We start from the raw sequence: 12,130 nt of genomic DNA, 5'->3' as shown, positions 1-12,130 counted from the left end.
TCGGTGGTCACGGTGACCGTGGCCCGGTCGATGTCGACCGACCGAGGAGGAACCGGTGTGCCGGATGTGCGACGACCCCAACGTCGGCCCCGAGCAGTACCTGGAGCACGTGGCCCGGCAGCTCGCGGTGCGCTGCTGGGTGGTGCAGGGAGTGGCGGGCGAGCGCGATCGCCCGGGGTGGGCCTACACGGTGGGTCTCACGGCCCACCACCGGCCGGAGCTCGTGGTCACCGGCATGGCGGTGGCCCGCGCCACGACGCTGCTCGACGGCGTCGCGGCGCATCTGGTGCACGCCACGGCGCCGCCGCCCGGTGAGCAGGTGCGGCTCGTCAGCGGGGTGCTGGTCGAGTTCGTCGCGGTCGAGCACCCCGACGTCCACCTCCACGTCGCCCACGCCCTCTTCGGGCCGTCCGTGCGCGCACTGCAGGTGGTGTGGGCCGACGACCGCGACCACTGGCCGTGGGATCCCGCCTTCCGGGGCCGCCGCGGTGGCCAGCCGGTGCTGGGCCCCCGGGCGACATGACGACCCCGGGGCCGGCGGCCCGCACGATCAGGTCAGGGAGCCAGGTCCAGCCCCGCCCTCACGATGCTGTCGGCGTCCAGGCCGTGGTGGCGGTACACGTCGTCGAGGTCGCCCGACTGCCCGAACCGCGACACCCCGAGGTGGGCGGCCCGCACCTGGTTGATCCCGGCCAGGAACGCCAACGTGTGCGGGTGGCCGTCCAGCACCGTCACCAGTGGCGTCGCGCGGAAGGCCGGGAACGCGGCGTCGAGGATCCAGGTCTCCGCCTCACCACGGCCGTTGCGTGCCTGCAACGCGTCGAACAGCAGCCCCGCGCTCGTCACGCACACCACGTCGGTCGGCGTGCCGAGCGCCTCGAGCCGCTCGGCGGCGGCGAGCGCCTCGGGCACCACGGCACCCATCGCGGCGATGGTCAGCGCAGGCTCCCCGGCGCTGCCCGGCTCCCCCGGCCGTGCCGCGGCCCGGCGCAGCGGGTAGGCCCCGGCCACCACCTGCCGGCGCCGGCGCTCCCTGGCGGCCGGATCGGTCGGCACCGCGGCGAGGGTCTGGTCCACCGGCCTCGTCGACAGCCGCAGGTAGGCCGAGGTCCCGTCCGGGCGGCCGAGCCGGGCCAACGACGCCAGCAACGTCCACTCCACGTCGATCGCGAAGGCCGGGTCGTAGCTGATGCAGCCGGGTTGCTCCAGCCCCACCGACGGCGTGCTGATCGACTGGTGGGCCCCGCCCTCCGGGGCCAGCGACACCCCGGACGGCGTGCCGACGAGGATCGACTGCCCGCCCGCGTAGATCCCGAACGACCACGGCTCGAGCGCCCGCTCCACGAACGGGTCGTAGAGCACCCCGATGGGCAGCAGCGGCTCCCCCCAGCGGCTCCAGGTGGCGCCCAGCTCCCCGAGCAGGCCCACCAGGTTCGTCTCGGCGATGCCCAGCTCCAGGTGCTGGCCGGTGGGCCGCTCGCGCCAGTGCAGGATCGTCTCGGGGTCGTCGGCGAACCAGTCCACCCGCTCGCGGGCCGACCACACGCCCACCTTGTTCACCCAGCCGCCGAGGTTCGTCGACGAGCTGACGTCCGGGCACAGCGTCACCACCCGGCGGGCGGCGTCGGGCGCGGAGCGGGTGAGGTCGAGCAGCGCCCGGCCCAGTGCGGCCTGGGTGGTGGCGGTGCCGGCGGGGGTGCGGCCGATGTCTGCCGGGATCGGCGCCACCGGTTGCGCCACCACGGGTTCGCGGTGCAGCCGGGCCCCCACCGCCGCGCAGAGCTCGGCGGCGGGCGAGCCGGCGGGGAACCGCGCCCACGGCTCGTCCACGGACGCGCCGACCGCCGAGGCCAGCTCGGCCAGCTGGTCGTGGGTGAGCAGCGAAGAGTGGTTCTGCGGGTGTCCCTCGCTGGCGAGCCCGTACCCCTTCACGGTGTAGGCGAAGAGCACGGTGGGCCGGGAGTCGTCGATCGCGGCGAAGGCGTCGCCGAGCGCGGCGAGGTCGTGGCCCCCGAGGTTGCGGATCGCGGCGTGCAGCGTCTCGTCGCCGAGTTCGGCCACGAGCCCGGCGAGCTCCTGGTCGTCGCCGGGGAGCCGCTCCCGCAACTGGGCGGGAGTACAGCGCAGCAGCCGCTGGTACTCCGGGTTGGGCATCTCGTCGATCCGGCGGCGCAGGGCCGCCCCGCCCGCGCGGGTGAACAGCTTCTCCAGCAGGCGTCCGTACTTCACGGTGAGCACCTGCCAGCCCGCCGCCTCGAACATCCCCTGCAACCGGGTGGCCCCGATGTTCGGCACCACCCGGTCGAGCGACTGCCGGTTGAGGTCGACGATCCACACCACCTCGCCGAGCTCACCCACCATCGGGTCGAGGATCGCCTCCCAGCACGCGCCCTCGTCGAGTTCGGCGTCGCCCACGAGGGAGTACTGGCGGCCCGTCCCCGGGTCGGCGCCGAGGGAGCTGACGTACCGGCGGGCGAGCGCGCCCCAGATCGGGGCGGTGGCGCCGATGCCCACCGATCCGGTGGAGTAGTCCACCGGATCGGGGTCCTTGGCCCGGCTGGGATAGCTCTGCAGCCCGCCGAACTCGCGCAGCGTCGTCAGGTAGCGCTCGTCGAGCTCGCCGAGCAGGTAGTTGATCGCATGCAGCACCGGCGAGGCGTGCGGCTTCACCGACACCCGGTCCCCGCTGCGCAGGTGCTCGAACCAGAGCGCGGTCATGATCGTCGCGATCGACGCGCTCGACGCCTGGTGGCCGCCCACCTTCAGGCCGCTCGGGTTCGGGCGCACGCGGTTGGCGTGGTGGACGATCGCCGTGGCCACCCAGAGCACCCGCTGCTCGATCTCACGCAGCACCGCCGACGGATCGGCCCCGGCCGCGCCACCGGCAGCGTCCGGCCGCTCCTCGATGCTCGTCATCACGCCCTCCTGGCCCCATGTTGTCTCTCAACTGCACCACCACGACGATGAATGAACAACTGCAGGCGATGTAATTGAGCAGACTGCTGAATCGGAAGCGATCACGACCCGAACGGAGGGCGCAGAATGCCCAACCCCGCCAGCGTCGACTCCACCGACGCGCGCCTCCTTCTCGCGCTCACCGAGAGCCCACGGGCATCGGTGCTCGCGCTGGCCGAACAACTCAAGCTCTCGCGCAACACCGTCCAGGCGCGGCTGGCCGGGTTGGAGGCACGCGGCGTGGTCACGTCCTTCCAGCGCAGGATCGACCCGGCGGCCCTCGGCTACCCACTCACCGCCTTCGTCACGGTGCAGGTCGTGCAGCGCCGACTCGACGAGGTGGCCGCCGCGCTCGCCGAGGTGCCGGAGGTGGTGGACGTGCTGGGCCTGTCCGGCCCCGCCGACCTGCTGGTACAGGTCGTGGCCCGCGACGCCGACGACCTGTACCGGATCGCGGGCCAGTTGCTCGCCACCGGTGGGGTCGAGCGCACCAACACCTCACTGGTGATGCGCCGGCTGGTGGAGCACCGCCTCTCCCCCCTGCTGCAACGCCTCGCCGAACCCCGGTGACCGTGCTCCGGCGCTGCGCGCGCGGCGGTCCTGGGTGACGATCCGAGAATGAGCGATGAGTCGACGCCTGACCTGCCATCCGACATCGTCGAGATGCTGGGTCATCCCAACCCCGCCGTGATGGGCACGGTCCGCCGGAACGGGGCACCGGTCACCGTGGCCACGTGGTACCTGTACCGCCACGGACGGATCGTCGTGAACATGGACGCCGGACGGCGGCGCCTCGACCACATCCGGCATGACCCCCGGGTGTCCCTCACGGTGCTCGACCGGGACGACTGGGGCACGCACGTCAGCGTGCAGGGCCGGCTGACCCTGCTCGACGATCACGACCTGCGGGACATCGACGAGATCGCCCGGCACTACACCGGGCAGCCGTATCCGCAGCGCGACCGGCCGCGGGTCACCGGGGTGCTCGACATCGAGACGTGGCACGGCTGGGGCCGGTTCGCCTGACGCCCGCAGGGGCCACCGTCGCCGGGGCGGTCGGTGCCGCGGATCACGAGCGTGCCGATCGCTGCTGCTCGGAGCAGGTAACGAGCGCATTCCTGTCCTGGCCGTCCGATTGACGCCACCACCCCGATCGGCAGAGGGTGCACGGGCAGCCGTGACATCAGGGCCGGCCGACCGCCGGCCATGACGACGTACAAGGGGGAGGCTCCGGCCACCGGGGCCGCACAGGATGACCGTTTCAGAGACACCTTCCGAGACACCCAGCAGCGGCACGCCGCCCGCCCCGGTGGAGGCTCCGGCCGCCAGGGGGTCGGCCGACCAGCGCTACCCCGTGGACCGGTGGGTCTTCGGCATCGCCGCGGCGCTCGTCGTCGCGTTCATCGTGTGGGGTGCACTGTCCACCGACACGTTGAGCGCCGTCGCCTCCGCGGTGCTGGCCGGGATCATGAAGGCGGGCGGCTGGGCGTTCGTACTGGCAGCGAGCGGTTTCGTCGTGTTCGCACTGTGGCTGGCGTTCAGCCGGTACGGCAAGATCCCGCTCGGGCGCGACGGCGAGCAGCCGGAGTTCCGCACCGTGTCGTGGGTCGCGATGATGTTCAGCGCCGGGATGGGCATCGGGCTGATGTTCTACGGGGTCAGCGAACCGCTGGCCCACTTCACCAGCCCGCCACCGGGCACCGTCGCGGCCGGCACCCCGCAGGCGCTCGACGTGGCGATGGCCACCACGCTGTTCCACTGGACGCTGCACCCGTGGGCGATCTACGCGGTGGTCGGGCTCGCGATCGCCTACAGCACGTTCCGGAAGGGCCGCAGGCAGCTCATCAGCTCGGCGTTCGCACCGCTCCTGGGTGAGCGGCGCAGCGAGGGCGCGTTCGGCAGGGCCATCGACATCCTCGCGATCTTCGCCACGCTCTTCGGCTCGGCGGCGTCGCTCGGCCTGGGCACGCTGCAGATCGGCGGCGGCCTGCAGGCCAACGGGCTCCCGCCGCTCGGCGACCTGCTGCTGGTGGCGATCATCGCGGTGCTGACCATCGCGTTCGTCTGCTCGGCCGTCACCGGGATCGCCAAGGGCATCCAGTGGCTCTCCAACATCAACATGGTGCTCGCGGGGGTGCTGGCGCTCGCCGTGTTCGTCGGTGGTCCGACGATACTGATCCTCAACCTGATCCCCACGGCCATCGGCGACTACTTCGGCAACCTGTCGGCGATGGCGGCCCGCACCGCGGCCACCGGCGGCGACGCCACGGCCGAGTGGCTGGCGAGCTGGACGGTCTTCTACTGGGCCTGGTGGATCTCCTGGACCCCGTTCGTCGGCATGTTCATCGCCCGGATCAGCCGGGGCCGCACGGTCAAGCAGTTCGTCACGGGCGTCATCCTCATCCCGAGCCTCGTGAGCCTGATCTGGTTCGCCGTCTTCGGCGGTGCGGCGATCAACCTGCAGCGCAGTGGCACCGACCTCGCCTCGCAGGACACCGAGGCCCAGCTGTTCGGGCTGCTGCACACGCTGCCGCTCGGCGGCGTGCTGGGCATCATCGCGATGGTCCTGATCGCGATCTTCTTCGTGTCCGGTGCTGACGCCGCTGCGGTGGTGATGGGCACGCTCTCACAGCGTGGCTCGATCGCCCCGTCCCGCTGGGTGGTGGTGTTCTGGGGTGTCGTGATGGGCGCGATCGCGATCATCATGCTGCTCGTGGGCGACGAGGGCGAGGCGCTCACCGGCATCCAGAACATCACGATCATCATGGCGGCGCCGTTCGCCGTGGTGATGGTGGTGCTGTGCGTGGCGCTGGCCAAGGACCTGCGCCACGACCCGCTCATGCTGCGTGACCAGCGCTCCGTCGCCGCGGTCGAGCAGGCCGTCGTCTACGGGACGCAGGCCTACGGCGATCGGTTCGTGGTGGCGGTGAAGCCGCACCCCCGTGACCCCGGCGATGCCACCGAACCGGCAGCCGGCACCAACGGAGCGGCGGGCACGGGATCACCCCCCGGACGCACCTGACGCACCACGGCGTGGCACCGCGCCACCCGCATTGCAGCAAAGCCACTTTCCCGCAATCTCCTTGCCGGAAAGTGGCTTTGCTGCAACTCAGGACGTCTCCAGCACCACCTTGCCGGTGACCTGCCGCTCGTCGATCCGGGCCAGCGCCTCGGGCGCCCGTTCCAGCGGGAAGGTGGCGGAGATCAGTGGGTCCAGCGCGCCGGAGCGCAGGTGCGGCTCGAGCTCGGCCCACTGCACTCCGAGGTAGCCGGGCCGCGACAGCGCGAAGGCGCCCCAGCCGACGCCGACCACGTCGATGTTGTTGAGCAGCAGCCGGTTGACCCGCACGGTCGGGATCTCGCCCGCGGTGAACCCGACGACCAGCAGCCGGCCCTCCGGCGCGAGGCTGCGCAGGGAGTCGGTGAACCGGTCACCGCCCACGGGGTCGACAACGATGTCGACGCCCGCCCCGCCGGTGAGCTCCTTCACGGCGTCCCGGAACCCGTCGGCGAGCACCGTCTCGTGCGCTCCCACCGAGCGGGCCACGTCGGCCTTCTCCTCGGTGGAGACCACCGCCAGCACCGTGGCGCCCAGCGCCGCCGCGAGCTGGACGCACGCCGTGCCGACACCGCCGGCCGCTCCGTGCACCAGCACCGTCTGCCCCGCTCGCAGGTGGCCCCGGACCAGCAGCGCGAAGTGCGCGGTGAGGTAGTTCATCGGCAGGCACGCGCCGGCGGCGAAGGACACCTCGTCGGGCAACGGCAGGACCTGGTCGGCCGGTGCCGCCACCAGCTCGGCGAACGCTCCGGTGCCGGCGAACGCGGCGACCCGGTCCCCCGGCCGGAACGGGGATCCGGCAGGCGCCTCCCGCACGACGCCTGCGGCCTCGGAGCCGAGGGTGAACGGCAGGTCGGGTTTGTACTGGTAGAGGCCCTTGGTCTGCAGCACGTCGGGGAAGTTCACGCCGGCGGCGCGGACCTCCACCAGCACCTGGTCGGGCTGCCGCTCCGGCTCCGGCACGTCCCGCACCTCGACCGCCGCCGGGCCGTCCAACTGCACCACCTGCACAGCGCGCACGCCGATCCCTCTCCCTCGAGTGTCACCGGCCCCCATCCTCACGCATGCACGCGGCGCAGCCGATCCCCTGCCCCGCCGACGATCGCGTCGCCGTGCCCGAAGCAGGCAATCTGCACCTCCAGTGCGGCCAGCAGCCGCATCGACGCGGCTGCGCGCTCGCGGTCGAGGTTGAACGGGCCGAGCATCAGCTCGCCGCCGTGCTCCGCGATCACGTCCCCGGCGAAGAGCACCCCGTCGGCGGCGAGGTGCAGGCCGATGCTGCCGTCGGTGTGACCGGGCACGTGCACCACGCGGGCGCCCGCACCGATGTCGAGCTCCTCGCCGCCCTCCAGCTCGACGTCGACGCGGGCCGGCGGGGCGGGAGGCAGCCCGTGCGCGACGCGGGCGTGCAGCGCGCGCTCGGCGTCGGTGAAGTCGGGTGGCGGCCCCGGCCGGTCGCCCCGGATGATCGGCGCGTCGTCGCGGTGGGCCAGGACGGTGACGCCGGGCCACGAGCCGATCTCTGCGGCGGAACCGGTGTGGTCGTCGTGGAAGTGGGTGAGCACCACCCGCCGCACCGTCCCGAGCCGCTGCACGGCCGCGGCGATGGCCGGTGCGGAACCGGCCGGTCCGGTGTCCACCAACGTCAGGTCGTCGCCGTCGCGCCACAGGTAGGCCTGGCCCACCGGGAACCGCAGGAGGTGCAGGCGGGGCGTGAGCTCCAGGAGGTCCATTCCGCGACCGTAGGGAGCGCAGGCCGCGCAGGCCCGCGCGTTCGCGCAGGGAGGACCGTCAGGCCGGCACGCCGTCGTCGTAGTGCACGACGCGGGGCACGTGGCTCAGCTTGTCGACGAGGTCGCAGAGCCAGCCGTCCACCCGTTCCTGGACGCGTTCGAGGTTATCGAGCTCGCACGCCAGTTCGAGTGCACGCTCGGAGCCCTCGGGGCCGTCGAGGGCGCGCTCGAGCTCGTGGCGCACGCGGTCGGCTCGCGCCCGGCAGCCGTCCGAGGTCTGGACGTGGGCGAGCAGGCGGGCACGCTGCTCCGAGGTGATGCTCTCGGGAACGGACGCGACGAGCTGTTGTAGACGGTGCGGGTGCACGAACTCCCCCTCAGGTGACGGTCATCACCTCGACGGTACGGCGGAGGGCTCGGCGACGGTAGCCCCGGCCGCTACGGTGCGATCATGTCGCGGTCGAGATGGGCCGATACCGCTCTTTTCGTCCGCGAGTTCGCTCGTCATCCGCTGAACACCGCGTCGGTGACACCCAGCTCACCCGCGCTCGCCGGGGCGATGACGGCGCCGCTCCCCCGGGCAGGCGACCCCGTAGTGGTGGAGCTCGGGCCGGGCACCGGGGCGTTCACGCGCGCGATCCAGGAGCACACCGGTGGGCGGGGTAGGCACATCGCCGTGGAGCTCAACCCGGGCTGGGCGCAGCTGCTCGAACACCGCCACCCGGACGTCGACGTCGTGCTCGCCGATGCCCGTGAGCTGCCCGCACTGCTCGCCGACCGCGGCATCACCGCCGTCGACGCGGTGGTCAGCGGGCTGCCCTGGGTGGCCTACGCCCCCGGCGCCGACGGCCACGGGCTGCACTCGGTGATCGTCGACGCACTCGGCCCCGACGGTGTCTTCACCCAGTTCGGCTACACGTGGACGCGCTGGGCTCCGCCCGCCCGGCGCCAGCTCGCCGACCTCCGCGCGCATTTCGCCGACGTCGTGATCAGCCCGACGGTCTGGCGCAACCTGCCGCCCGCCGTGGTCTACGAGGCCCGCGGACCGCGGCAGCCCACCCGCTGACCCGACAGCGGGTGGGTGCCGCGGCAGCCGGTCAGAGGTGCGGCTGCACCAGCTCGACGTAGCGACGGGCGAGGGTGGCGACCACCTGCTCCCCCGGCGCCGCCCACACGTCGGCGTGGAAGATCTCCACCTCGACGTCGCCCGCGTACTCGGCGGCGGCGACCGCGCGGGTGAAGGCGGGGAAGTCGACGTGGCCGTCGCCCATCATCCCGCGGGCCAGCAGCGTGTCGGCGGGCAGCGGGGTGATCCAGTCGCAGACCTGGTAGCTGATGATCCGCTCACCCGCCCTGGCGATCTGGGCGTGCACGCCCGGCTCCCACCACAGGTGGAAGGTGTCGACGACGACGCCCACCTCGTGCGGGGCGAACGCCTCGGCGATGTCGAGCGCCTGGGCCAGCGTGGAGACGACCCCACGGTCGGCGGCGTAGATCGGGTTCATCGGTTCGATACCGAGGGTGACCCCGCGGTCGACGGCGTGCGGCACCAGCGCCGCGATCGCCTCGGCCGCCCGCGCCCTGGCCCCGGCGAGGTCCTTGTCGCCCGCCGGCAGCCCGCCGGGGACGAGGACCAGCGCGCGGGTGCCGAGCGCCGCTGCCTCGTCGATGGCGCGCCGGTTGTCGTCGTGCGCGGCGGAGCGGGCCGCCGGGTCGGACGCGGTGAAGAACCCGCCACGGCACAGCGACGAGACCCGCAGGCCGGCGTCGTCGACCCAGCGACGCGCGACGTCGACGCCGACCTCGGCCACGGGTTCGCGCCAGAGCCCGATCGCGGGAAGGCCGGCGCCGACGGCCCCGTCGACGGCCTCCCGAAGGCTCCAGTTCGCCGTGGTGCGCTGGTTGAGCGACAGGCGGGCCAACCGGGGGTCGCCCGGCCCCGGCGTGCCGACGCGGGCGGGGGCGCCGCTGGGGATGTCGAGTACCGCCGTCACCGGGCCGCCCCCGCCACCGCGAGCAGCCCCCGGAACCGCTCCGCCGCCCGCTCCGGGTCGGGCAGCAGCCGGGCCGCGTTGGCCAGCGCGAAGGCCTCGCTCAGGTGCACGACCGAGCGCGCCGACTGCAGACCACCCACCATCGTGAACCCGGGCTGGTGGCCGCTGAGCCAGGACAGGAACGCGATGCCGGTCTTGTAGTAGAACGTCGGCGCGGCGAAGACGTGACGCGACAGCGCCAGGGTGGGCGCGAACTCCGCGTCGTAACGGGCCAGGTCGCCGTCGTCGAGCGCGGCCAGCGCCGCCGACGCGGCCGGCGCGATGGCGGCGAACGCCCCCAGCAGCGCGTCCGAGTGGTGGTCGCCGTCGCCGCGGATCAGCTCCGGGTAGTTGAAGTCGTCGCCCGTGTAGAGCCGCACACCGGGCGGGAGCGCGGCGCGCAACCCGATCTCGTGCTCCGCCGACAGCAGCGACACCTTCACCCCGTCGACCTTCGCCGCGTGCGCCGAGACCAGCTGCAGGAACGTCTCGGTGGCCGCCGCGATGTCGGTGGAGCCCCAGTACCCGCGCAGCTGCGGGTCGAACGCCTCGCCGAGCCAGTGCAGGATCACCGGTTCCCGCACCTGGCGCAGCAGCTCGTCGTAGACGCGCAGGTAGTCGTCCGGCCCGGCCGCGACGACCGCCAGCTGGCGCGACGCCATGAGGATCACCTGCGCGCCCGTGCTCTCCACGAACTCGACCTGCTCGCCGTAGGCGGCGATCACGTCGTCGACCGACACCAGATCGGTGCGGTGGTCGGTGCCTGCCCCGGCCGCGATCCGGGCGTCGTGCGCCCTCGCCTGCTCGCTACTGCGCGTCACCAGTTCCTGGACGGCCACCCAGTCGAGTCCCATGTTCCGCTGCGCCGTGTCCATCGCCTCGGCGACGCCCAGGCCGTAGGAGAACAGGTGGCGGCGGAACGCGAGCGTGGCGTCCCAGTCGACCGCAGCCGGTGCGCCGGGCACGTTCTCGCCCCACGGGTCGGCAGCGACGTGTGCGGCGGCGAACGCCACCCGGCTGCGGTACGGCCCGGGGTGCTCGGCCCACTCCCGGGGCTCGGCCAGCTCCACGGTGCGCCACCCGCCGCCCGCGACGGGCAGGTCGATCCGCGCCCCGGTGAGCGGCACCTCCCGCTCGGTCAGGCTCGTCACGACGACCCGCCTGCGAGCTGCACCCGCACCCCGTCGGCCGACGACCGCAGCGCCGCGTCCACCAGACGCAGGCCGCGCACGCCGCTCATGAAGTCGTAGGGGTGCGTCCGTCCCGCGTCGACGTCGAGCAGGTACCGCTCCCACTGCGCGCGGAAGCCGTTGGTGAACTCCTGGTTGTCGGGCACCTCCTCCCACTGCCCGCGGAAGTCCTGGTCGGTGGGCACGTCGGGGTTCCACACCGGCTTCGGGGTGCGCACCCGCGGCTGGATGCGGCAGCCGAAGAGGCCGGCGACGGCCGAGCCGTGCGTGCCGTCCACCTGGAACTCGACGAGCTCCTTGCGGTCCACCCGCACCGCCCATGACGAGTTGATCTGGGCGATGACGCCGCCCGCCAGCTCGAAGATCCCGTACGCGGCGTCGTCGGCGGTGGCCTCGTAGGCGTTGCCCTGCTCGTCCCAGCGCTGCGGGATGTGGGTGACCGACCTGGTCATCACCGCCTCGACGCCCCCGAAGAGGTGCTCCAGCACGTAGTTCCAGTGGCAGTACATGTCGAGCGTGATCCCACCGCCGTCCTCGGCGCGGTAGTTCCAGCTCGGCCGCTGCGCGGGCAGCAGGTCACCCTCGAAGACCCAGTAGCCGAACTCCCCGCGCACCGACAGGATGCGGCCGAAGAACCCCGAGTCGATCAGCCGCTTCAGCTTGATCAGGCCGGGCAGGTAGATCTTGTCGTGCACCACCCCGTCGACGATCCCGGCGGCCCGGGCCGCCTCCACGAGCTCCATCCCCTCCTCGACCGACTCGGCGAGGGGCTTCTCCGTGTACACGTGCTTCCCGGCGGCGATCGCCCGCAGGATCGCCTTCTTGCGCTCGCTGGTGACCTGGGAGTCGAAGTAGACCGACGCCCCCTCCTCGGCGAGCGCGGCGTCGAGGTCGGTGTGGAACAGCTCGATGTCGTGGCGGCGGGCGATGTCGGCCAGCTTGTCGCGGCTGCGTCCCACCAGCACCGGCTCGATCTGCATGCGGGTGCCGTCGGGACGCAGGACCCCGCCGTCGTCGCGGATGGCGAGCACGGAGCGTAGGAGGTGCTGGCGGTATCCCATCCGCCCGGTCACGCCGTTCATCACGATGCGAACGGTGGGTCCTGACATGGGTCTACCTGCTCTCTCCGGGTTCGGCTGCGAACCGTCCGGCGTGGTCGAC

General features: G+C 72.8%; 12 protein-coding genes. 5 read left to right on the top strand and 7 right to left on the bottom strand.

Annotation, left to right across the window (positions count from 1 at the left end; translation table 11 throughout):
- Window positions 1-64: 64 nt before the first annotated feature.
- Window positions 65-523 (top strand): DUF4262 domain-containing protein, encoded by a 459-nt coding sequence (locus AC5L35_RS32375; RefSeq protein WP_495063579.1) that lies wholly within the window; start codon window positions 65-67, stop codon window positions 521-523.
- Window positions 524-555: 32 nt separating this feature from the next.
- Here AC5L35_RS32375 and AC5L35_RS32370 read toward each other — a convergent pair whose 3' ends face one another.
- Complete coding sequence (locus AC5L35_RS32370; RefSeq protein WP_495063544.1) at window positions 556-2,916, bottom strand: thiamine pyrophosphate-binding protein; 2,361 nt, start codon at window positions 2,914-2,916, stop codon at window positions 556-558.
- Window positions 2,917-3,042: 126 nt separating this feature from the next.
- Here AC5L35_RS32370 and AC5L35_RS32365 point away from each other — a divergent pair, with 126 nt between their 5' ends.
- From AC5L35_RS32365 to AC5L35_RS32355, 3 genes are all read left to right on the top strand, one after another.
- The gene (locus AC5L35_RS32365) at window positions 3,043-3,525 is read left to right on the top strand and encodes an Lrp/AsnC family transcriptional regulator (protein WP_495063543.1); all 483 of its coding nucleotides are present in this window, start codon (window positions 3,043-3,045) and stop codon (window positions 3,523-3,525) included.
- Between the two features lie 48 nt (window positions 3,526-3,573).
- Window positions 3,574-3,981: a TIGR03618 family F420-dependent PPOX class oxidoreductase gene (locus AC5L35_RS32360; RefSeq protein ID WP_495063542.1), complete on the top strand. Its 408-nt coding sequence runs from the start codon at window positions 3,574-3,576 to the stop codon at window positions 3,979-3,981.
- Window positions 3,982-4,207: 226 nt separating this feature from the next.
- Window positions 4,208-5,977, top strand: a complete 1,770-nt coding sequence (locus tag AC5L35_RS32355; RefSeq protein WP_495063541.1) for a BCCT family transporter — start codon at window positions 4,208-4,210, stop codon at window positions 5,975-5,977.
- 87 nt (window positions 5,978-6,064) lie between these two features.
- Here AC5L35_RS32355 and AC5L35_RS32350 read toward each other — a convergent pair whose 3' ends face one another.
- The 3 genes from AC5L35_RS32350 to AC5L35_RS32340 are packed head-to-tail and all read right to left on the bottom strand — an operon-like array spanning window position 6,065 to window position 8,113.
- Window positions 6,065-7,033 carry an NADPH:quinone oxidoreductase family protein gene (locus tag AC5L35_RS32350; protein ID WP_495063540.1) on the bottom strand — a complete coding sequence of 323 codons (969 nt, stop codon included), beginning with the start codon at window positions 7,031-7,033 and terminating at the stop codon, window positions 6,065-6,067.
- Window positions 7,034-7,071: 38 nt separating this feature from the next.
- On the bottom strand, window positions 7,072-7,746 hold the full coding sequence (locus tag AC5L35_RS32345) for an MBL fold metallo-hydrolase (RefSeq protein WP_495063539.1): 675 nt from the start codon (window positions 7,744-7,746) through the stop codon (window positions 7,072-7,074).
- A 58-nt stretch (window positions 7,747-7,804) separates the two neighbouring features.
- Window positions 7,805-8,113, bottom strand: a complete 309-nt coding sequence (locus AC5L35_RS32340) for a hypothetical protein (RefSeq protein ID WP_495063538.1) — start codon at window positions 8,111-8,113, stop codon at window positions 7,805-7,807.
- An 84-nt stretch (window positions 8,114-8,197) separates the two neighbouring features.
- Here AC5L35_RS32340 and AC5L35_RS32335 point away from each other — a divergent pair, with 84 nt between their 5' ends.
- Complete coding sequence (locus AC5L35_RS32335) at window positions 8,198-8,812, top strand: class I SAM-dependent methyltransferase (RefSeq protein ID WP_495063537.1); 615 nt, start codon at window positions 8,198-8,200, stop codon at window positions 8,810-8,812.
- 31 nt (window positions 8,813-8,843) lie between these two features.
- Here the strand turns inward: AC5L35_RS32335 and AC5L35_RS32330 are convergent, their stop codons facing one another.
- The 3 genes from AC5L35_RS32330 to AC5L35_RS32320 form a co-directional block, all read right to left on the bottom strand.
- Window positions 8,844-9,668: a sugar phosphate isomerase/epimerase family protein gene (locus tag AC5L35_RS32330; protein WP_495063578.1), complete on the bottom strand. Its 825-nt coding sequence runs from the start codon at window positions 9,666-9,668 to the stop codon at window positions 8,844-8,846.
- 68 nt (window positions 9,669-9,736) lie between these two features.
- Window positions 9,737-10,930: a dihydrodipicolinate synthase family protein gene (locus AC5L35_RS32325; protein ID WP_495063536.1), complete on the bottom strand. Its 1,194-nt coding sequence runs from the start codon at window positions 10,928-10,930 to the stop codon at window positions 9,737-9,739.
- Window positions 10,927-12,078 (bottom strand): Gfo/Idh/MocA family protein, encoded by a 1,152-nt coding sequence (locus tag AC5L35_RS32320; RefSeq protein WP_495063535.1) that lies wholly within the window; start codon window positions 12,076-12,078, stop codon window positions 10,927-10,929. Before AC5L35_RS32320 ends, AC5L35_RS32325 begins: the two co-directional genes overlap by 4 nt.
- Window positions 12,079-12,130 lie beyond the last annotated feature (52 nt).

It is taken from the genome of Pseudonocardia sp. OZ21 (assembly GCF_059359135.1).
Note: the sequence above shows the minus strand (reverse complement) of the source record. Positions and strands in the feature narration are given on the sequence as shown.